This window comes from Candidatus Beckwithbacteria bacterium (assembly GCA_012797845.1).
Lineage (GTDB): Bacteria > Patescibacteriota > Microgenomatia > UBA1400 > UBA1449 > JAAZOH01.
Map to the genome: position 1 here is coordinate 21,651 of JAAZOH010000040.1, position 22,119 is coordinate 43,769.

A 22,119-nucleotide genomic window follows, 5' to 3' on the forward strand; every position below is an offset into this window, starting at 1 on the left:
CTCAAAGACACGACCACAACTTTCACAACAATACGTATTTTTATGTATAGTGATTTTTTCCCGACAATCAGGACAAACTAAAATTTTTAATAATTTTTTCTTAATCATATAATTTCAATACGCTATCTATTTTTTTAATATGATTCTGCCAGGAATATTCATGGTTAATTTTTTCAAAAGCTTTTTCAAGTTTACCTGAACCATAAGGTTTTATAAATGCTTGCCACAAACTATCTGCCTTAGTTAAGCTATGCAAAGTTCCCAGTTTCCCATTTTCTAGCACATCACTATTGGCTTTAATATCACTAGCTATAATTTTAGTTTTAGCTGCCATAGCTTCCAGCAAAGTGTGAGATAAACCTTCATAAGTTGAGTACAAAACCAGATATTGTGACTGACTAATTTTTTTAAAAGTTTCTTGCTTATCTAAATTGCCAGTAAATAAAACTTGTTTTTCAAGATTAAATTTTTTGACTAAAGTCTCCAGCTTCTGTCTTTCGCTGCCCTCACCAACAATAGTCAGTTGCCAATTTTTCTGAGTTTTTTTAGTTAAAGTTACTAATGATTTAATTATTATATCCACCTGTTTCCAGGGTACAAGTCTACCTACAAAAATAATTGAATTAGGTTTTTTGGAGGTTTTGATAGGGTTATAAGTAATAGCATTGGGAATACTGATCACATTTTTCAGACCATATTGTTTTTGTAAAACTAGCTGCAAATAACTGCCAGGAACTATGACTTTTTGAGCGTGATGTAAAATTTGTTTTTGTAAATAAATTTTTATTCTATTAGCTAAACCTGGTTTTGCTGCTAAAAATTCTTCCAGGGTTAATGATCCTCCATTACTCTGATAAGCTTCCCAAGCTTCATCACCCACATACTTTACAAAATAGGTTTTATGTTTAAAAAGACAAACTAATGCAGCACTAAGTCCAATAGTCAGAGTGCCTTGTATATAAATCCTGTCTGCCCAATTAGTTTCCTGCCAAATTGCTTTAAAAAGCTGTTGTTGCCGCTGCAAAAAAGATTGTTTGTAAGAAATAGCAAATATGTTCCTCTCTTGTTTTGCATTTTTAGCAAAGGTGATAACTTTAGCATCTACGTTTTTAGGTAGATTAATAAGCAAATTACTCACATAGGTAGCTGGCCCACCTATATCAGGTGGGAAAATAGGAGTAATAATCAGAAGCTTCATATGATCTTTTTATATAGTTGATCCATTTGAGTTAAAACTTTTGACCAGGCAAATTTTTCTGTAACTGTGTTGCGGCCGTTACGGCTGATAGCCGGCCAGTTTTTACGATCTTTAATAATACTTATGAATTGCTTGGAAATATTTTTATTAAGATCAATAAGATAAGCATTTTCCCTATCAGTAATAATATCAGTAATTCCTCCGACTGGTGTGCCAATAGTAAGAAGTCCACAAGCCATGGCTTCAATAAAAGAAATTCCAAAACCTTCCTGGGTTGAAAGCCTTACAAACACATCATAGTTTGGTAAAACTATACTTAACTTACTTTGTTTTACATACCCCTTAAGCTTCACGATTTTTTCTAATCTTAGAGTTTTAATTTCAGTCTTTAATGCTTGTTCTAAACTACCAGTACCATAGATATCTAAAGTTATATCATAATCTTTATGCGTAAGATCAGAAACCACCTTGACTAGTTGAGTCAAATTATTTTTCGTCTCAAGCCTGGAGCTTGTTACTAGTTTTATTTTGTTATTATTTTTGGGTTTTGGGTTTTGGGTTGTGAACTTGTTAACATCAACACCATTAGGAACTACTGTAATTTTTTTGTTATCTAATTCCATTTTTACCAATTCTTTTTTTAAATAAGAACTAACGGCATGAACTAAATCAGCTTTTTGCAAAGCTTTGCCAATAATTTTTTTAAAGGTAGTGCCAAGTGGCCCAAATGATTCTTTGTAATCACCAATATCACCACCTTGAATAGTTGCTAGCCAAGGTAATGCAAATTCTTTTTTAAGCTTTGCTCCCACTAACATGCCGGGATAAATATGTGAGTGGATCACTTCAATATTTTTGCTTTGGATAATTTGTCGAGCTTTTCTGGTTAATGGCCAAATACTCAAAATGGTCTGAATATAACGGGTTTTATTGACTTCTACTCGATATATTTTCACCTTATGAAGAGTTTCTTCACTGGGCCAACTATCTTGCCATCTTCCGGTTACTACATAAACCTCATGTCCTTGCTTTGCTTGATGCTGCGCCAAATGCATGGCAAAGTTTTCGGCTCCATAAACGTGAGGATAGTAATGAGTAATAATATGGAGAATTTTCATACCAGCTTTTTATATTCTGCTAATGTTTTTTCAGCAATTTGTGGCCATTGATAATACTTAGATACTTGCTCATATCCAGCTTGACCTATTTCTTTGATTTTCTGATTATGAGTTAGTAGCCAGGTTAATTTTTCTGCCAGATCGCTGCTGTTTTTAGCTTTAATCAATAAACCATTTTGACCATGTTTTATCATACTAGGATTTGCTCCCACTCGACTAACTACGGCCACTAGTTTGTGCGACCAAGCCTCAAGCAAAGTAATTGGCTGGCCTTCAGCTAGTGAAGGCAAGACAAAAACCTGAGCTTTTTGATAAATTTCACTTAATTTTTCACCTATTATTCTACCTAAAAACTTTATTTTAGAATCTAGTTGATACGATTGAACTAAATGCTTTGCTTTTTCCATCTCTGGACCTTCACCTACGATTTCTAATTCCCAATTGTCAAATTTTTTACTAAGTTGGTCTAAGGCTTTAATTAAATAAACTACTCCTTTTTGCTCAACTAATCTTCCTACAAATAATAATTTTATTTTGCCAGAATCAGCTATTTTGCTTATGTTTTCTTTTACAACTACACCGTTGGAAATAACTACTGTTTTTTTACTTAAATTTTTATAATCTAAAAAATTAGGGCTAACAGTAATAATCAAGTCATAAGGAATATAGAGTAAAAACAGTTTCTCAAGCCAAGCCTGTAAACCTTTTTGTTTAAGATCTAAAAGATGGGAGCCATGCACAGTCAAGACTACTGGTTTTTTCCAAAGTTTGGCCAAAATCCAGGCTGGTGGCCCCATACTATGACCTTGAGCATGAATAATATTAAAATCTTTAATTTTTAGAAAAAGAACCGGTACCGCCCAAACTGACCACCAAAATCGTTGCCATAAACTATCATTTTTTTGAGAAAAAATAATTACTTCACAGCCTTGTTTTTGCAGTTCTTGAGTCAGATATTTAGTATGGATTTGGCCACCACCAATAAAACTACCTCCATAGCAATCAACCAGCATGGCAATTTTTATTTTTTTAGGCATAGTTGATATAAGTTTTCTGTTTCATTTGCAATCTTTTCCCAATTATACACAGCAACCTTTTTTAAACCATTATCTCGCAGCTGCCTAATCTTTTCTTGATTTTTTAGCAAACTTTGGGCTTTGCTAATAAAATCTGCAAAATTATCTTTTTCAAAAAGCTCAACTGAGCCTAATGTTTTGACAAATGTTTGAGAAGTAGGAATATCTGCAACCAAAGCTGGAGCCCCTAAAGCCGCTGCTTCGACCAGCACAATACCAAAACCTTCAATGAGCGAAGGGTGAATTAGCAATTGGGCTTTAGCCATAGTTGTATATAAAGTTTTCTGATCCAAGTTTTTTTTAAACCAAACTCGATTAGTTAATTTCATACGCTTAACCATTTGCTTGAGTGTATTTTCCTGAGGACCAGAACCAATAATTCCCAGTTTTACCTGCTGGTCAGAGATTTTGCTCATCAATTTAATAGCCCAATCAACCCGCTTATATGCAGTTAAGCGACTTACTACTAGCAATAATTTCTTATCTTTTTTGACTTGACAGTAAGGCCTTATCTTAGAAATATCAACTCCGCAGGGAATAAGGGCAATTTTGTTTTTAACTATTCCAGCCTTTTCAAGTTTTTTCAAAACCGAAACATCTGTCACAATAAAGCGAGTCCATGGTAATAGTAGTGAAATCCTCTCGCTAATTTCCCCAATTAACCCTAAGAAAAAACCAAACTGTTTTTGCCAAACTCCCAATAAAACATCAGGATAAAAAGCTAAGGTTGGAACCTTTTTTATAATACCCAGCAATGATGCCGGAATATAGGTCACAAAATTGGCAGCTTCAATAATATCAATTTGTTTTAAATCAAAGCCTTGCCAAACCACCCAAAAAACATAGCAAAGTCTGGAAAAAAGTGAAGTTATTGAGGCTTTGGTGTCAGAAATTTCTGAACCAAACCGTTTTATAGTTATATTGCCATTTTGTTCTAGTGCTAATTCACCACTTTTTTTCCTGGCTAAAACTATGACAGTATGTTTTTTAGCTAAATTGGTAGCTATGTAGTAGCTTCGAGCTTCCACTCCACCAGAAAAAATAGGCTTGGTAAGGCTAGGAAAAAATTCGCTTATAAAAAGGATGTGCATTGATCTAGTATACAATGAAGCAGTAATTTTTGAGGCGTTATTTAAAATAAACTACTTATAAGTATTCTTTTAAAACCTGAAAGTTTTTAAGTAATTCTTCTTTTTGTGAAGCTCTGTATAAAGCCACAGCCGGATGATACAGTGGCACAATATTGACAACCCCATAATCAGCCCAAGCTTCATAAGCTTTTCCGTGCATAGCGCTAATGCCGCTGACTCTATTTCCTAATCCGAATTTTTCCATAATATAGACCATAGAAAAACGACCTAAAGTCGCAATTACATCAGGCTGAATGATACTAATTTGTTTGTCTAAAAAAGGTGCATAAATAGCAATTTCCGCTGGGTTTGGGTCACGGTTTCCTGGAGGTCGATCTTTAACAATATTAGTCACATAAACATCTTTGCGGCTTAAATCAATAGAGGCACATAGCTCATCTAAAACCCGACCAGCTGCGCCACAAAAAGGCCGACCTTGTTTGGCCTCATTTTCCCCAGGCGCCTCACCAATAAACATGATTTTGGCATCATGGCTACCTTCCCCTAAAACCGGGTAATATTTATTTTTAGTCCGGTATTCGTAAAGTGGTGACTCTTTCAGCTGCCAAACTTCATCACGAATTTGCTTGAGCTGCTGGGTTTTAGAACTAGTCATACTTTTATTTATAACTTGTAATGTAATCTTTTCCAAATTCTTTTTCCCATCTTTTTTGTACTTCTTTACTAGGCCACCATAAAAATTCTCCTAAATCAATCTTGTCTTTTTTAAAAACAACTCCTTCAGCTTCCAGTTTTTCTTGCTGAACTTTTAGACCTCCAAAAGCATAGGTTTGAGCACACTTGCCCTGACTATTTACTACCCGATGGCAAGGAACATTAACAGGATCTTCATTATTGTGCATATAATTACCAACCAAACGAGGATTGGTTACCCCTGCCCAATGAGCCACCATTTTATAAGTTAAGACTTTACCTTTAGGAATTTGAGAAACCACTTGATATGTTCGATCTCGACCATTCATAACTTAACTATTGCAATTAATAATTTCAAAATCTGAGTAATTCTGAATTTTATTTTCAAAAACTTCTACCTGCTTTATTTTTGCTAGTCTTGGTCCTTGGTGACACCAGGCTACAAAAGTTTCTAAACTATCTTGGTCACCTTCGACTTCAATTAAAACCGAACCATCATTTTGATTACAAACAGTTCCTGCTAGGCCTAGTTTTTTAGCATAAGATACCGCACTAAAACGAAACCCAATTCCTTGAACCCTACCTTGGATAATTATCCTGAGATGTTTTTTGTTTTTCATGAACTATTTTTGGTTGTAATTTTTGTTTTAGATTTTGCAAAGGACTTTGTTTTAAAAACCAACGGGGTGTCCGATATGCCAAACTATGAAATTGTTTTTTGAAGTTGGTCATTTCCCTTTTTTATTGAGTAGCGCAATTTCTCGGATTAATTGAGCTACATCACTGCGTAAATTTTCTAAAGCCACGCTCAACCTGAAAATTAGATAAAAAGCTACAATTAAAGCAAAATACATAACCATATCACTACCTCGACCAATACCTAAAACACCTGCCACAAAACTTAAAAAGCCCGGGAAAAAGATCGCAAAAACTCCCGCTATCCAAAGGGCCGTCCAAAACAAAAAGGTGCCAAACTTGACGCTATTATCTTTAAATCGCAACCAAACTCTGGAAATCGGCCATAATAAAATAGTAAAGATAATTAGCTTGACTGGTAATAAATCAAAATTCATAGTTCAAATTTACTATTAAGATAAGCAAACATATCTTACTAATTTAACGAAATAAACGCAAAAGCAGCTTCAGCCCTACATTAACACTATTTAGATTACTCTGACCTTTAGCTCTGGAATACTTTGTGTAAATGACTCTAATAGGAACTTCTTTTAGTTTTAAATTATGACGTTTAATCTCAGCAAAAAACTCTGATGAAACTTCCATCCCTTGAGTTTTGAGTCTAATTATTTGCAAGGCTTTTTTGCTAAAAACTCTAAAACCAGATTGGGAATCAGTAGTCCACACTCCAAAAAACAGCCAAGTCAGCAAACTGCCAGTATGCATAATAAACTGACGGTCAATAGGAACTTTCTTAAGATCATGATACCTGGTCCCAATCACCACATCAGCTTGGTTTTTTACAATTGGTTTAATAGCTTTTTCAATATCTCTTGGATCATGCTGACCATCACTATCCATAGTTAGAGCAATATCAAAATTGTGTAATTTGGCATAGCTAAGCCCGGTAGCTAAAGCTGCTCCCAATCCCCTATTTAAGATATGCGACAAAACGGTAACTTGGCTTTTTTGAGCCAATTTAGCGGTTTGGTCTTTACTGCCATCATTAACCACTACAATTTCAATTACATATTGCTTTAACGTTTGGCAATATTTTTTCAAACTGTTGAGAACTTGGACAATAACAGGAGCTTCATTATAAGCAGGCAGAATAATACAAAGAGAAGGTTTTTTCATGCGTTAGAAAAGAAGGCAATTGTTTCCTGTAGGCCTGTTTTTAGATTGTAGTTTGGTTGCCAGCCTAACAGTTTTTTGGCCTTTTTGTTTGCTAAAACACTTCGATTAATATCTCCTTCTTTTCGGGGAGCTTTAGTAATAGCTATTTCTACCTTAGCTTCTTTTTGCATCAGCTCCGCCAATGCAGCAATAGTAGTTTCTTTGCAAGTAGAAATATGCATTGTCTCAGAAACCTGTTTTTGAGCTGCTAGAACATTAGCTCTAGCTACATCTTTAACATATACAAAATCGCGGCTTTGTTTACCATTACCATAAATTGTTACAGGTCTCCGACCAGCTATATTTTGAGCAAAAATCGCTACTACTCCACCTTCACCAGAGCTATCCTGAGCTGGACCATAGACATTAGCGTAACGAAAAACAGTAGTGGCAAAATTACATTGATAAAGCTTAATATAAGCTTCAGCACTATATTTGTCCAAACCATAAAAGGATAGAGGTTGACAGATAGTTTTTTCTTTAATCGGAAAGTTTTTAGGATCACCGTAGACAGCTACCGTTGAGGCAAAAATGAATTGTTCGACTTTAAATTTTTTACAAAGTTCTAGAGTGTTAAGAGTTCCTAAGACATTATTGCTGGCATATTTGGTGGGAATTTTCAAAGACTGCGGCACATGAATCAAGGCCGCATGATGACTCACAATTTGAGGCCTAAAATCAGCAAAGGCCACTTCCAATTCTGGGCTGGAAACATCTAAGCGATATTGTTTAACTTTTTTGGAGCGCAATTTTCCTGGCACATTCAAATCAACCACCGCAACCTCAAAACCAGCTTCTAAATAGGCTTCGACTAAATGTGAGCCAATAAAACCAGCCCCTCCAGTAATTAAAACTTTATTCATACAATATTATTACTTTACTACGCTACCCAATATCCCCTGGTAAATAAAGCTGTACAAAGCAGCAACAAAACTGCAAAAAGTCCTAAAAGACCATATTTTATTGCTTTGTTTTTTACCATACCTAGGACGATAAATCCAGGGAAAAGCATCAGTACATAACGAGGCATTGAAGAAAAAGTCCCAGTTAGGGTCGGTAAAAGCAAAGACAGACTAGCAAAAATCAGATAGCTTAGCCTGATTTTTTTGATATAACCCCAGATTAGTAAGCCAATAAAACTAAGGCTGCTCAAAAATTCCAACCAAATCGTAAAGTAAAGCCAACTGTGTTTTTCTACCGTAAAAATCATCCGAATATAGCGCCATAACACTTGGTACAAAAGTACAAACTTATCTGTTTCCCGACCAGCTCCAAAGCCTTCTTGAACATGGGCAAAGAGCAAGGCATCCCCAAATTTACTTTGTAAAAAGTACATATAAGCCAAAAGTCCTAAGCTCGGAACCAATGTCCAGACCAAAATCAATTTTTGGCTTAAAGATTTGCTTTTCACCTTTTCCCAAAGTTCATAGAAAAAAGCTGGCACAATAAAAATGCCGGTAATTCTAGTCAAAGTTACTGCTATTCCGCCAATCCCCATCTTTGCATAATCTTTGGTTCTTAAAAAATAAAATGAACTTAACAGTAATAATAAAAATAATGATTCTGTGTAGGCACTGAGGAAATAAAAACTAGTTGGGAAATAGATCAAAAATACCAAACTCCATTTGGCTATTTTTTTTGAATAATCAAGCCGCAGTAGCTTGTAAAACATCCCTAAAGCCAAGACAAAACAAATATGTGAAATGAGTAGAGCGACAAATAATTTATTGACCAAAATATAAGAAAACAATCTAATAAGTAGCATATAAAGAGGGAAAAAAGCTTGGGTCAGACCGTAAATATAGCCATCTTGAGCTAGCCGTAAATAGTGTACCCCATCAAAATTGGCCCATGACCAGAAAAGCGACGAACCATATGGCTCCAAGGCTACGTCTGCGTAGGGAAAACTAGGTTTAAAAGGCAAAGCGTATAACCCAACAATTGCAGCCACTAAAGTCAGCGCTCGTAAAACCAAGACATGAGTTAAGATAAATTTCCAAGGGATCTTCATATTGGTGTTTCTTATTATAAAACATATATACCAAATAGCTCATCACAAAATCATAATTTTAAAATTGTTAACTATAAGTAAGTATGATATGTTTTAAATAACAAGATTTATCAATATAAATTATTTATGCTTTCCAAAAGAATAGTAGTCAATGACAAAATGCAAAGTAATTTTGTCTATTATTTAACTGAGCCTATTGGTAAACATTTTGATCCTGATTTTCAGCCGCAACTAACTCCCAAGCAAATGTTGGAACTTGGAGTTTTTGGCGGGAAATATATGACTGACACTCAAAATGAATTCCCTAAAGATTGGTTTAGCAAAGCTAAACTTAGCCCAAAATTCTCTAATCCTGCTTGTAATTACTTTAAAATCTCTGCTTCAAAACCACTTTCTTATTGGCAAGAAAAAGGCTGGATTCATCCCGCTGACCCCAGAGGTTGGTTTCAGTGGTATTGTCGTTATTTTATGGGTCGCAGAATTCCTGAAGAAGATGAGAGACAAATTAAGCGCTGGAAAGCTATGAAGCGTCATATTGCCCAAATTCAAAAAAATTGTTTACCAAGAGATTTGAACTGTCGTAAAAAACAGCGTCAGGCTTTACTTCATTGGGCTTACGATAGTAGGAAATTGTAAAATGTGATTAAATGTTGCTAAATATGAAGAAACAAATTCTACTACTACTTTTAGTATTTTTATCGGCTTGTTCTTTACCCCAAAACATAAGTACTAAATTAATAGAAACTAAAGGAAAAATATCATCAGACAACTATTTAGGTAGTTATTATAAAGACAATTATGTTTGGGGCGGAGCTATGAATTTAGCTTGGAATGATCTTAATGAAAATATTTTACATGAGAAAATACAACTAGACACCAAGGATAAAACAGCTTTAGAAATGGTAACAAAATTAAACGAAAGTCCTTTTAATAAAAATGATCTTGATGAAGCTAGTTATTACATTAAGAGCGGTTACGGGCAAGAGACTGTAAATATTATCAATCAAGAATCCAGGCAAAAATTCCCTTCCAAAAGCTTAAAAGATTTAGATATAGGGCTTGGACCAGAAGATATTATAGCTTATGCATATTTTTTAAAAGAAGTAGAGTATCAGAATCAATTTGAAGAAAAAAATGTTACTTTTCAAAATGATTCAGTAAAAGGTTTCTATGCTATAAATTATAAACAAAGAAATAATATTAAAATTTTAAAATATTGGGATGATGATAAATTTATTATCTCTCTTCAACTTAAAAATGACGACGATCAACTTTTTTTAGCTAAAGGTTTTTCTGATACATCTCCAAAAACTGTTATCGACCTAATCAATAGTTTAAATAACTCTGAAAATTTATCGGAGATAAATAGTGAAGATTTATTTGAAATGCCCAAAATTCATTTAGATTATCAAAGAAAATACAACGAGCTGACTAACAAATCTTTGGCTAATAAAGATTTTACTGATTATTATATTGGAGAAATATATGAAAATATTAAATTTGATATGGATCATAAAGGAGCAAGAGTGGAAAATGAAGCTGCGATTACTGTCATAGCAGGTGCAATTAATCCACAAAAAAAGCCAAAGGTTAGAAAATTTATTCTTGATAAGCCTTTTTGGGTAATTATGAAAAGAGCAAATAGCACTAACCCATATTTTATTTTAGGCATTAATAATACAGCTTTATTGGAAACACAATAAAATAAAACTTAACTTTCTTTAATTTTTCTACCCAAAATCCACCCACTTACTCCTATTAAAATTACCAAAGAAGTTAAGCTAATTATATCTCCAATTTTTCTGGCTGAAGTGTGTTCAGTTAGAACAGTTTTAACCTGATGTGTTCCTTTATTAACTTGATAAGTAATCATCCCTGGATATTCAGAGTTATTGGAAACAATAGAAACCGGCTGTCCATCTATCCAAACTTCCCAACCTGGAAAATAAGCCGTATGTTCTATTACTGTAGTATTTTCACTTGAGTCAATTTGATACTCATGAGCTTGGGTTTTCCATTTTTTAACATTAAAACTAGCTTTACTCTTAGTATCGGTTAGTTGAGTTTTATACTCGGCGTTTTTATCCATATTAAAACCAAGTGGCATATTTTCATGATTCACTGATGAGGTAAAAGGAAACATGATGTACATAAAATCATCTTGATGGAGATACGATTGGGGCTTTGCCAAGAAAAAGCCGTAAACAATTACCATCCCTAAAACTACGTAAACGAAAACCTTAGGTAATTTTTCAGCTATAAATCCTCCTAAAATACTGAGACTAAGAGTAGTCAAAACCAGTAAACGCCAGGGAAACTGGATTTGCTGTAAAAACGGAAAAGTTTTCCAAAAAAACGAGCTGACTGGCAACATCAAAAATACTGAGATCAAAAAAATGCCAATGAAAAAAATTATTATTAAATTTAATTTATTAAATTTGATCTTTTGAAATTTAAAGATTAGTAGTCCCAATCCTATTATTAGCAATAATAGATGTATGGGTCCTAACTGAAAAGACATGGTATCAGCTGAACCTACTTCAGAATAACCATAACCCCAAGGTGAATATAAAAGTTGACTCAAATTGGGAAAATGGCCTAAAAACTGTTTTGACAAAGCTACCTGTGGTAAGGTAATGAATTTAGTTTCTAAAATTGCTGGAATCAAAAAATAAGCTCCAAAACCTAAGCCTAATAGTAAAGCACTAATAAAAGGAATTAATTGAATTTTTTTACTTAAACCAATCATCAACCCATAAGCCAATAAAACAGGCAGTCCTAACAAAAAAACTACATTGTGTGACAAAAGTAACAGTAAAACTGAAAAGCTGCTTGCCAACCACCAAAGCAAGTTGAATTTCTTGGCAATAATTAACTTGTGAATAGATAGCAAACCAATGGGCAACATCGCCCATCCAGCTGCCTCACCAATATTACCTCGCACAAAAATTTGCAACAGTTGTGGTGGCGCAGTCAGATATAAAATAGCTCCAGCCAAAGCAGCTTCTTTAGACAAATGTTCTTTTAAAAAAAAGTACAGCCCTATTCCACCAGCTAGTAAAAAAATAAAATAACTACACTTAAGACTAGTCTCCAAACTAAATCCCAACACAAAAAAAGGCAAGGCTGGCACATATGGCAGATAGTAATTATAGTTAAAAACCGGATACCCAAATTGGTAATTGAGATTTGGCGCCCACCTAGGTGGAAAATGACCATCTTTCAAGGCTTTGTAAAAATTGGCCATTCGAGCCAAATGGTTGTTATTATCATGAGTAGCTGGCACCCCTGGATAGACAAAAGTCCGTAACATCAAAGCAGTCACGAGTAAAATAATTACTAACGGCCAATATGATTTTAAAGTTTTAATTTGGAACATAGTTTTGATCAAAATCACTCAGTTTACTTGTCGATAAATAGAAACCATTTCTTGAGCTGTTTTTTCCCAAGAAAATTTTTGGGCTTGAACTAAACCTTTTTTGCTCAGTTTGCTTCTTAATTTTTTATCTTGCCAAAGAGTTTGCAGGCCTTTCTTTAGGCTTTCTTTTTTGAATGGATCAATGTAGTAGACAGCGTCTCCGCCCACTTCTGGCAAACTTGAAACTGAGCTGGTTAAAACTGGACAGCCGCATACCATGGCATCTAAAACCGGTAAGCCAAATCCTTCAGCTTTGGATGGGAAAACCAGCATAGTTGCTAAATTATACAAAGCCACTAAATCCTGGTTTTCTACATATCCTAAACATCTAACTAAGTTATGATACTGACCAGCCAATTTTTGGAAAGCTAGAGCAACTTGATCTTCAACGTGATTGGGATCAAAATTCTTAGCAAGCGCTTGTTTACCAACGACAACCAAGGGTATGCTCAAATCAATACAGCTTTGAGCTAATGCTATTACATTTTTATTCCAATTGAGGTCTCCAACATAAAGCACAAATTCTCTTGGTAGAGAAAATTTTTTAACTATTTTAGTCAATTGCTTTTGATCGTTTATAATTTTGCAATCTGGATTTACACCTAAATAAACTACGGAAATTTTATTTTGATTAATTGAAGTGTGTTTTAAAATAGATTGTTTAGAAGCTTTTGAATCAGTAATGATATGTTTGGCTTGTGGCAGCAATAAACGCTGTATTTGCCACCGCAATTGGCCTTTTATTCCAGATGGATAAGCTTCCGGAAAATCTAGCGGAATCAAATCATGAATCGTAATCACTGATTTAGCAACCAGCTGTAAAGGAAAGTTGAAGAAAAAAGGTGTAAATGCCGGAAAATGATACAGATCAGCTTTGGGAATTTGCTCGCTAAAAGTTACTAGTTCAAAATCTTTATCTGCTATCTTTTCCAAAGACGTTGCTAAATATTTTGTATAAAAACCAATCCCTCGAAATTGGTGATCTGATTTGGTAGCAGATATTTGCAGTGCAACTTTCATATTAATGAGTAATAGTTTGATTAAGCCTCAAATGTAAATCGTATTTTTTAACTAAATTTTTAACTAAACTGTCGAGTTGTTTTTGATAGTTTTTTGACCGGCTTTGATAAAATTCCTGCCAAATGTTGGGGTCTAAATCTTTCATTTCTTTTTTAAGTCTTTCTAAAATATAGGGTTTTAAATTGATCTGTTCAACATAAACATCTTGATTGCCTGTTTCAGCAATACGTTTAAATAAATGTTCTAACACCTGAGGTTTTCCTACAAAATGAGGTAAAACTGGACCCACAAAGACATAGGTTTTTAAGCCAGCCTCTTGCAAGGATTTAATAGCTTGTAAACGTTTAGAAGCGGCAGGGGCATTAGTTTCAAAGTACCGTGAAATACCATCGTCTGTGGATGTAATAGTCAAACCAATTTCAACATTTTTTAATTTTTTAAAAACATCTATGTCCCGCAGTACTAAATCTGATTTACTTAAAATAGAAACTAGTCCGACAAATTGAAAATCAGCTAAAACTTCTAAACACTGCCTTGTTAGCTGATGTTTGGCTTCTACACCCTGGTAAGGATCTGTTACTGAGCTAAAAAAAATACTTACACCTTTGCCTTTTTGTTTAAGCTTGCCAAGTTCACTTGCTAAAAGCTTGGGAGCATTAGTTTTAACGTAAACAAATTTACCCCAATCCTGGATATCTCTATCCACAAACCGGCACATAAAACTGGCATAGCAATATTTACAAGCAAAACCACAACCGGTATAAGGATTGACCACATAGTCACAATCCGGCAATTTGCTTTTTGTCAAAACCGATTTAGCTTCAATTTCCTGAATTTCCATAAGTTCCAATTTTAAGATAGATAACCGGATAATGTAGGGCTGAAAATAGCGCAAACAAAAAACCTTGCCAACCATCAACATAACCTCGATGTCTGACAAAGCGCATCAAAAACCAGTAACAAGGTTTTAAAAACATATAGTTTAGTAGTGAAAACATATTTTTCTTAAATCCTAGTTGAAGTAAATTTTCGGCCTCAATTGAAGTATACCGGTTGAACCGCTTTAGATATTTGCCCAGCTCTGGATCACCGTTATGGATTAAGTCATGTTTGAGAGTGTCAACTTTACCATCAATTTCTATTTGGGCATGCACACTGGAAGTGGTCATGGTATTAACAACCATTTTTTGCTTGCTAAATTTGGCTTTACTATTTTTAAAAAGCCTAAGCACTGGATCGGGATAAGCTCCACCTTTTTGCAAGAATTTGCCTAAAAACCAATTCTTTCTGGGGATAAAGTAGCCATCACAGTCATTTTTTTTATTGATAGTCTCTTTAATCTCCTTAGCTAAAGCTGGGGATACAAACTCATCTGCATCAAGCTGAAGAACCCAATCTCCACGACAATGCTCTAGAGCTTTTTGTTTCATACTATGAAAATTATTAGGATCGTTTGGTACCAAAAAAACCTGAGCTCCCATTTGCTTGGCAATTTTCTTAGTCTGATCATGAGACATCCCGTCAACCACAATAATTTCATCTGCAATGTTTTTTACAGATTCAAGGCAGCGAGGTAAATTTACCTCTTCATTAAATGTGGCTAAGGCAACTGAAAGCTTCATAAATGGACCTATTAAGAAATAATAAATGTTCTAATAATGTAGAATTTTTGTCAATTTTCAAGGCAGTTAATTCCGTAGCACTAGCTGTACTTGAGGAATTAAATAACGCAGAAAATTGGCAAAAAGACAAATTAGTAAATATTTACTTATTTTTTAATAGGTCCATTATATTGTATCAATTTAGGACCGACAAACTGACCATATTTTCTCTGATCTTGAATCAGTAAATGATTTTTCTAAGTTTAAGCCTTGGCAATCTGTTCCCTGAACCACACTATAGTAAGGCTCTAAACTCCTGATTTCACCATCAACAAATCGATATTGGCCAATTGCCTCAATATTTGCTAAGCCAACCGTATCAGCCTTAGTCCATACTGCCGTTTCCTGGACAAGTCGTGGATTGATTTTGCCATAAAACAAAATGTCTAAATAAATTGAGCTATTAAGCCCTTGAACATAAACTAAGCGTTCATCTTGTTTTTGAGAAATATAGGTAATAGCTGGCTTAATTCCGGCAAAAAGTTCGGGTGCATATTTTTTAGGAAACAGGTAAATATATTGATATCCAGCGTATATACTTTGGCTAAAATACAAAGCCAAAAATAATCCATAAGGAAGCCATTTTGTCTTGGTTTTTTGGTTTAAAAAATCAACAACTTTTATAAAACCAATCGCAATAGTTATGATTAAAACCGGAATTAAATACAAAGACCGCGTAGCATGAGGTGCATCAGTAGTTATAGCTGAAGCCGCAGGAGACAAAAATAGCCACAGCCAAACAAGTAAAATATTTTTTATATTTGTTTTAGATTTAATAAGGAAAAACAAAAGAGTTAAGAGTCCAATCGGCAAAAACAGCAAATCAAGAATATAAAAATAGCTCTGTCCAGGAATGACATGCCATGGATGATTGTATTTATTTTGCCATAAAAATCCGAGGCTAAAAGTCATCACATAATTTTTAAAAAGCATTCGACCAAAATAAAATGGCTTATTGAGCCAGAGTTTAGCTAGTAGTGGATTCTTTTGAGCTAGAGCAAAACGGGCATGATTAAAAGTATCTATGACTCCTGGATCAGAAAAAATAGTAATGCCTTGCTTGGCTTGGGAAACAGATAAAACACTTCTAAAAGCCAATAAGCTGCCTAAGCCTAATATGATCACACTAATAATTAAAATAATTTTAGGTCTTGCCAGCAGCTTTTTCCAAAATAAAATTATTAATCCCGCCATAAATAGGGGTAGAAAAACAAAACTGCTACTGTAGGTAAACTGCATAGCAACTAGCAAAACCGAGCTTAAAAGCAAAAACCAGGGTTTTTTAAAGCTTTGTAAAAATCCCCACAGCGCCCACAAAAACAAAGCTAAATTAAGATTGGCTTCAAACCCAAGTCTGGAAAAATGGATATGCCAAGGGTTAATTGTCAGTAAAAAAGCTGCCAGCAAAGCTATTGCCTCATTTTTCTTACCATCTTTATAGAGGGCTAAATTTTTTGCTAGTAAATAAAGAGCTAAGACTAAACTTACTCCGGCTAGAGCTGACCAAAACCGCACTGCAAAAACGTTCAAGCCAAAGACTTTAATTGGTATCACGGAAGCATAAATATAGCCTGGCATTTTATAATCTCCAATTGATTTAAAAGCTAGTGGCCAACTTTGGCCATGTTCATCTTTGCCAGTTTGCAAGAGTGAATAAGCATTATAGCCAATAGCTGCTTCATCACGATTTAGGGGTGGCGACAATGATTCCAAGCCCACAAACCGCACTGTCAAAGCAATGACAATGATAATAAGTAAATATATTCTAAAGTTCATAATTTCTAACGGCTAATGGCATATAAAGCCTCAGAGCCATCAGGAAAAACATAGTTTTGTATTATTTTCCCAGACAGTTTTTTACTACTAAGATACAAGCTATGATCCTCAGGTTGTTTTGTCTCATCAAGCCCAAAACTAATCTTGCCAATTTGTTTAACCCAATCATTATTATTTCCGTGTTCTTGAATATCGACAATCAGCTTGGGATTGTAAAAAACTACCGCCAAGGCTGGCTGCCAATAAGCGCTATCTACAAAAATATGATCATAGTCATTTTTATACTCAGCTACTGCCTGACCAATATAGGTATTACCTAATTGCCAAGCCTGAGCACTTCGTGCAGGATAATGTATAAAATAATCTTCAAGATAAAGTAGACTATTTAAAGCAATAGCAAGTAACAATAAAAGAAAAGCCAGATTGCTAAGTCGGTTTGGCAATTGTGCTAAAAGTTGGCCAAATCCCAAGGCTGCAATCCCCATGAGTGGCAAAAGCATATAAATCGATCGCGAAGCATGGTAAGGCTCATAAGGAAGAGCGGCAGTAATAGGAGCAACTAACAAGCAAATTATTAAGATAATCGTTGTTTTGCTTTTCCAGTTTTTAAAAAGCCAATATAAACCAAAGAGCAAGGGAATAGCGGTAATTGCTAGTAATTGCCCTCCCCAACCACTGTGATGACGCAAATTCGGATCGCCTTGTAAAAATAAGAAGTCAATACTAAAGTATGGCAGATAATTATTGAGCAGTTCCCGAGCTATAAAAAAGTAGCGATGGTAAAAAAGTCTTGCCGCTAAACTATTGCCACTTTGCTCAATTAAATTAGCTGATTCACTCAGAGCTTGATTGCTATTTAAAATACTGGGCGTACTTAAACGATACTGCTGACTAGCTTGATAATAAGGAGATAAGTAAAGCGGTAGTAAACCCAAAACAAAGATAAATACAGCCAATAATAAGTAGATTTTTTTCTGCCAAAGCTGCTTCCAATAAACTAAAATAATAATCCCTAAAAATACAGGTACTACATATCTGGCACTAAAATAGCTATAAACACTAATTAATCCAAACAAAGAAGCTGGAATAAGCCAAAAACTTTTTTTAGAAAATCCCCAAAAAGTAAATAGAACTGCCCACAGCAAAAAGCAAAATGATAGTCCTGATTCAAAACCAATGCGAGCAAAGTGGAAATGCCAGGGTGTAGCTAAAAATAAAACCAATGACAAGTTTAAAACTAAAGTATTGATCTTATTTTTAGGCAAAAGTTGTTTTAGCAGTAAATAAAAAACTGGAACACTACTTAGCCAAACCAAAGCAAAGGGTAAGCGTACGGCAAAAGGCGTCAAACTAAATAGTCTGACACTTAAGCTCACCAGCCAAATTGCTACCGGAGCTTTATAATCACCGTACGACAAAAAAATAGCCTGTAACCAATTATGGCCATGAATATCTAGACCAATCTTAGCCAGACTATAAGCATCAATACCAATCGCTAGCTCATCCCAGTAAAGCGATACGGGATTTTGGCCAAGATTGATTATGCGTACAAAAAGCAGGAACCCAACAATCAATCCAAAAAACAAATATGATAAACTTATTTTCATATAGACAATACTTATTATAGTTGATTATCTCTCAATGAAAAAACGTTTCAATACAATAATATTGATTTCGATTTTACTTTTTGCTTTTTTTATCAGAATTCTTAAACTTTCGATTATTCCCGTAGGTATCACCCATGACCAGCTTGATTACATTATTAACGCAAAAGCTATTTTCCTAACAGGTAGCGATCTGACTCAAACCTGGAATTTTTTTAGTTTAACTGGCATTAAAACCGCCGAGACCGTCATTTCAGAATTATTACCAACTATATTGGCGCTTTTTATAGGGCCATTTAAATTTTCGCTATTTTCAGCTCGCCTGCCTTTTGTACTAGCTAATATCTGCTTAATATATGTGGTTTATCTAATTAGTAAAAAATTAATAAACAGAAATACAGCTTTAGTTACTGCTCTGTTTTTAGCAATAAACCCCTGGGCTATTCATTTCAGCAGATCTCCTTTTGAAAGTCTGGTGGCACTAACTTTTTATTTAACTGGAGTGTATTTAATTCTAAAATTATCTTCTTGGAAAATGCTATATGCTTTTCCTTTATTTATTCTAGGATTTTTTTCTTACCATGCTCTTAAAATTATTTTTCTTCCGCTTTTACTAGTAACTTTAGTTTATAAATTTTTACAAAAAAAGCAGGATAAAAAACCTTTTATTGCTTTATTCTCTTTAGGAATTTTAGTTATAGTGTTTTTCATTGTAAGCCTGAAATTTCAAGCTGCAGCTAGTAGAATTGGTGAAGTTTCTTTTCTTTCCCCTGAAATATACCAAAAAGCCCAAGAATCGGTCTATCAGGAAAGAAGTCTGGCCTTGCCTTCGCAACTAAACACTCTTTTTTCCAACAAAGCTACATATTATTTAAAAGATTCAATTATCAAATACTTAAATGCTTTCTCGCCTTCCCTCTTATTTCTCACAGGCGAAAATAGCGGCATTGGAGCTTACACAAATTGGCACCATGGTTTATTTTATTATATTGATTTTGTATTCTTAGTGCTTGGCTTACTAACTCTTTATCATAAACATAAAAAGTCTGGAATTTTCTTATTTGCCCTCGCGCTAATTTCTCCCCTACCAACAGCAGTTAGCAATAATAATCTGTATACACTCAGATCAGCTTTGCTTTTTCCTATCTTAACTGTTTTTATTGCTTATGGAATTTTATTTTTCATCCAATCTGCAAAAAATAAATTAAAGCCAGTTTTAATAGTAGGCTTAACCTTGATTTATCTTTTATCTTTTATCAATTTTTATCACATTTATTTCATAGCTTACCCTGTGTATGGTAGTGAAGGCTTTTTGCTTTCTAAAAGAATCTTATCTAGTTATCTTATTCGATCGAAAACTAAAGCAAAAAATATTTTTATTAGCGATACACCTATCAGACCTCTTTTTGAACAATATTTGTTTTATGACAACGCATTAAATTCTAAAGATGCAGTTAGAAAAGTTGCCAAATCAATAAATAATAATCAATTTATTCCGTTTGAAAATATGCATTTTTCAAACAATTGCCTAAATAAAGACATCATTTACAACAAAGATAATCTTGTTATTCAACGCTCTTTAAAAAACTGTAAACAAAGCGGTCAGCTGGACACAGATGAAAAAATAGTTATAAATAAAATTCCTTTAAAACCACTAAGTATTTCTAGTTTGGAAGATGCTGGCCAAATTTATAAAATATACAATGATACGCTTTGCTCCAAATATAAACTGAATCCATATCCAAGAGTTTACAGCTATAAAGATTTTGAGATTGAAACCATGGATGATGAAACTTTTTGCAAAACTTGGATCTCAGACCTTAATGACTTATAATTTTTTAACTGCTTTATAAATTTTATATTTTTTATTAGTAAAAAGCAGTTTTTTCTGAGATAAATCAAAACCCAAACAATACCTTCCTTCTACTCCTTCTTCTAATAAAAGATAGTCTGTTGAAAAATTTTCTTTCAAAGAACAATCATTTCTTTTAATATATTCTAAAAACTGCCATCTTTTTTGAATATCAACTTTCAAAACTTCTAACTGCCATAGGTCTAACAGATAACTGTTTTTGCGACCAATGGAACCAACGATATTATGCTCCTTTTCACTACTTCTCGTAAAATTATACAAATTGAAAACATTCCCTTGCGGCAAAGTGCTTAAAACATCAAGAGCTTCCATAAGCTGCTTATCATACGTACGATTATCTTTTTTAAGGTTGTATTTGCCTAATTCATGCCATGTCACCGGCAAACTTAAAAGCAAAATCAAAGCTATGAAAAAAACTAGCAGGTTCTTCTTTTTAATTTGAGCTAAAAAACCACCTAGTAAAATAGTGCTGGCAGTCAATAAGTATGGCCCAAATTGAATAATATTGTAAGCTGAGCCGCTCTGATTTCCAATAAATAAAACCAGTAATGAGATGAGAGAAGCAATAAGTAAGAGAATCTCTATTTTTTTGATCTTTTTTTTAAAAATTACCAATAATCCCACAATTCTTACCCCTAAACTACCTATTACAAAGATTGCACCAAAAATAATTTGTAAAATTAAAAATTTTAAATACTTACCCTGAAGCTGATAGATTACATAATAAGAAGCAATTTTTGTCTGTTTAAAATATGGATTGAGCATTTTTTCATAAAAAGCTTGAATAATCCAACCAGGATTATAATCAATAAAACTTTTTCCAAAGGTGAACATATTAAAAGCAATTATCAAAACAACTATTCCAGCAATTAAACCAATCAAGACAAATTTGAAACATTTTTTAAATGACCGACTTCTAAAAGATCTAATAAAAACATAGAGAGTAAAAAATCCTAATGTCATAATTCCCACAATAAACGCGTAAATTTTTAGACCAGCTAACAATCCTAAAATCAAACCAGCTAAGACTATTGAACCTTTATTTTTGAAGCTTTGCTTTAGAAATATTAAAAAATAAAAGAAAAAAACTATTGAAAGCACTGCTGGTTGGTTAAACAAAAAGATTAAAGGCTGATCCAAAAAAAAGACGCTTTGCCACCATTGACCAAGCCTAAGTAAAACCAAAATGTATTGTAAATTGTTAGCAAAATATGCCAAAAAAACTGTAGTAATTTGGATTAAATAGTTTTTAGTAATCAAGCTAATAGTTCTAAAAACACTGATTCCAAACAAAATCGAAATAATAACTGGATAAATAACTTCTATATACAAAGCTACACTTCCACCGAACAATTGATATTGAGCACTAATTAGTAAATCATAAAAATAATGATAATTTTTTAGACTCTGACCAGCAAAACCTGGTATTTGTGGCGGAAAATGATTTGAAAGCTCGTATATCAAAGCTGCATGCCAACTTTGATCGTGACTAAAAGCTAGGCTAAGCTTTACCTGTTCCATTCCTAAAAATACTGATTTAACAACTGGAAAAGACTGAGCTGCTACACCCAGTGCAATAAGTAAAAAAACCCCAAATAAAAACTTAAAACCAGAAATTTTAAAATTTATTTTAAAAAAAAGAGCAAATAACAGCCAAAATAGTATATAAATTCCAGCTAGAATTTGCGTAGACAAAAACCACCGCCCCAAAAAAATATAAAGAATCAAT

General features: G+C 33.8%; 21 protein-coding genes. 3 read left to right on the forward strand and 18 right to left on the reverse strand.

From position 1 onward, the window contains the following. Nucleotides 1-100: 100 nt before the first annotated feature. The 11 genes from GYA49_05220 to GYA49_05270 all read right to left on the reverse strand — a co-directional run bounded on the left by GYA49_05220 (nucleotide 101) and on the right by GYA49_05270 (nucleotide 9,038). Nucleotides 101-1,198 (reverse strand): glycosyltransferase, encoded by a 1,098-nt coding sequence (locus tag GYA49_05220; protein ID NMC36414.1) that lies wholly within the window; start codon nucleotides 1,196-1,198, stop codon nucleotides 101-103. Then, a complete protein-coding gene (locus tag GYA49_05225) occupies nucleotides 1,195-2,316 on the reverse strand; it encodes a glycosyltransferase family 4 protein (GenBank protein ID NMC36415.1) in 1,122 nt (373 codons plus the stop codon). Before GYA49_05225 ends, GYA49_05220 begins: the two co-directional genes overlap by 4 nt. Beyond that, entirely contained in the window at nucleotides 2,313-3,353 is a 1,041-nt protein-coding gene (locus GYA49_05230; protein NMC36416.1) for a glycosyltransferase family 4 protein, read from the reverse strand. The genes GYA49_05225 and GYA49_05230 overlap by 4 nt, the downstream gene beginning before the upstream one ends. Next, the gene (locus GYA49_05235; protein ID NMC36417.1) at nucleotides 3,338-4,483 is read right to left on the reverse strand and encodes a glycosyltransferase family 4 protein; all 1,146 of its coding nucleotides are present in this window, start codon (nucleotides 4,481-4,483) and stop codon (nucleotides 3,338-3,340) included. Before GYA49_05235 ends, GYA49_05230 begins: the two co-directional genes overlap by 16 nt. Nucleotides 4,484-4,538: 55 nt before the next feature. Beyond that, entirely contained in the window at nucleotides 4,539-5,138 is a 600-nt protein-coding gene (locus GYA49_05240) for a uracil-DNA glycosylase (protein ID NMC36418.1), read from the reverse strand. 4 nt (nucleotides 5,139-5,142) lie between these two features. After that, nucleotides 5,143-5,505 carry an MGMT family protein gene (locus GYA49_05245; protein NMC36419.1) on the reverse strand — a complete coding sequence of 121 codons (363 nt, stop codon included), beginning with the start codon at nucleotides 5,503-5,505 and terminating at the stop codon, nucleotides 5,143-5,145. A gap of 3 nt (nucleotides 5,506-5,508) precedes the next feature. Then, on the reverse strand, nucleotides 5,509-5,796 hold the full coding sequence (locus GYA49_05250; GenBank protein ID NMC36420.1) for an acylphosphatase: 288 nt from the start codon (nucleotides 5,794-5,796) through the stop codon (nucleotides 5,509-5,511). A gap of 108 nt (nucleotides 5,797-5,904) precedes the next feature. Further along, complete coding sequence (locus GYA49_05255) at nucleotides 5,905-6,249, reverse strand: DUF2304 domain-containing protein (GenBank protein ID NMC36421.1); 345 nt, start codon at nucleotides 6,247-6,249, stop codon at nucleotides 5,905-5,907. Nucleotides 6,250-6,292: 43 nt separating this feature from the next. Continuing rightward, the gene (locus GYA49_05260; protein NMC36422.1) at nucleotides 6,293-6,988 is read right to left on the reverse strand and encodes a glycosyltransferase family 2 protein; all 696 of its coding nucleotides are present in this window, start codon (nucleotides 6,986-6,988) and stop codon (nucleotides 6,293-6,295) included. Then, entirely contained in the window at nucleotides 6,985-7,890 is a 906-nt protein-coding gene (locus GYA49_05265) for an NAD-dependent epimerase/dehydratase family protein (protein ID NMC36423.1), read from the reverse strand. Before GYA49_05265 ends, GYA49_05260 begins: the two co-directional genes overlap by 4 nt. Nucleotides 7,891-7,907: 17 nt before the next feature. Beyond that, nucleotides 7,908-9,038, reverse strand: coding sequence for a hypothetical protein (locus GYA49_05270; GenBank protein ID NMC36424.1), 1,131 nt, complete (start codon nucleotides 9,036-9,038; stop codon nucleotides 7,908-7,910). A gap of 126 nt (nucleotides 9,039-9,164) precedes the next feature. Here GYA49_05270 and GYA49_05275 point away from each other — a divergent pair, with 126 nt between their 5' ends. Further along, on the forward strand, nucleotides 9,165-9,674 hold the full coding sequence (locus GYA49_05275; protein ID NMC36425.1) for a hypothetical protein: 510 nt from the start codon (nucleotides 9,165-9,167) through the stop codon (nucleotides 9,672-9,674). A gap of 23 nt (nucleotides 9,675-9,697) precedes the next feature. Beyond that, nucleotides 9,698-10,741, forward strand: a complete 1,044-nt coding sequence (locus tag GYA49_05280) for a hypothetical protein (GenBank protein NMC36426.1) — start codon at nucleotides 9,698-9,700, stop codon at nucleotides 10,739-10,741. Between the two features lie 8 nt (nucleotides 10,742-10,749). Here the strand turns inward: GYA49_05280 and GYA49_05285 are convergent, their stop codons facing one another. From GYA49_05285 to GYA49_05310, 6 genes are all read right to left on the reverse strand, one after another. Then, nucleotides 10,750-12,417 carry a hypothetical protein gene (locus GYA49_05285; GenBank protein NMC36427.1) on the reverse strand — a complete coding sequence of 556 codons (1,668 nt, stop codon included), beginning with the start codon at nucleotides 12,415-12,417 and terminating at the stop codon, nucleotides 10,750-10,752. Between the two features lie 18 nt (nucleotides 12,418-12,435). Then, entirely contained in the window at nucleotides 12,436-13,476 is a 1,041-nt protein-coding gene (locus GYA49_05290; GenBank protein NMC36428.1) for a glycosyltransferase family 4 protein, read from the reverse strand. Between the two features lies 1 nt (nucleotide 13,477). Further along, nucleotides 13,478-14,317, reverse strand: a complete 840-nt coding sequence (locus GYA49_05295; GenBank protein NMC36429.1) for a radical SAM protein — start codon at nucleotides 14,315-14,317, stop codon at nucleotides 13,478-13,480. Continuing rightward, nucleotides 14,298-15,098 carry a glycosyltransferase family 2 protein gene (locus GYA49_05300; protein NMC36430.1) on the reverse strand — a complete coding sequence of 267 codons (801 nt, stop codon included), beginning with the start codon at nucleotides 15,096-15,098 and terminating at the stop codon, nucleotides 14,298-14,300. The genes GYA49_05295 and GYA49_05300 overlap by 20 nt, the downstream gene beginning before the upstream one ends. A 180-nt stretch (nucleotides 15,099-15,278) precedes the next feature. After that, nucleotides 15,279-16,913, reverse strand: a complete 1,635-nt coding sequence (locus GYA49_05305; protein ID NMC36431.1) for a hypothetical protein — start codon at nucleotides 16,911-16,913, stop codon at nucleotides 15,279-15,281. 5 nt (nucleotides 16,914-16,918) lie between these two features. Then, entirely contained in the window at nucleotides 16,919-18,520 is a 1,602-nt protein-coding gene (locus GYA49_05310) for a hypothetical protein (GenBank protein ID NMC36432.1), read from the reverse strand. 34 nt (nucleotides 18,521-18,554) lie between these two features. Here GYA49_05310 and GYA49_05315 point away from each other — a divergent pair, with 34 nt between their 5' ends. Further along, nucleotides 18,555-20,351 carry a hypothetical protein gene (locus GYA49_05315; protein ID NMC36433.1) on the forward strand — a complete coding sequence of 599 codons (1,797 nt, stop codon included), beginning with the start codon at nucleotides 18,555-18,557 and terminating at the stop codon, nucleotides 20,349-20,351. On the opposite strand, the gene GYA49_05320 is transcribed toward GYA49_05315, so the two are convergent. After that, nucleotides 20,346-22,085 carry a hypothetical protein gene (locus tag GYA49_05320; protein NMC36434.1) on the reverse strand — a complete coding sequence of 580 codons (1,740 nt, stop codon included), beginning with the start codon at nucleotides 22,083-22,085 and terminating at the stop codon, nucleotides 20,346-20,348. The genes GYA49_05315 and GYA49_05320 overlap by 6 nt on opposite strands. Nucleotides 22,086-22,119 lie beyond the last annotated feature (34 nt).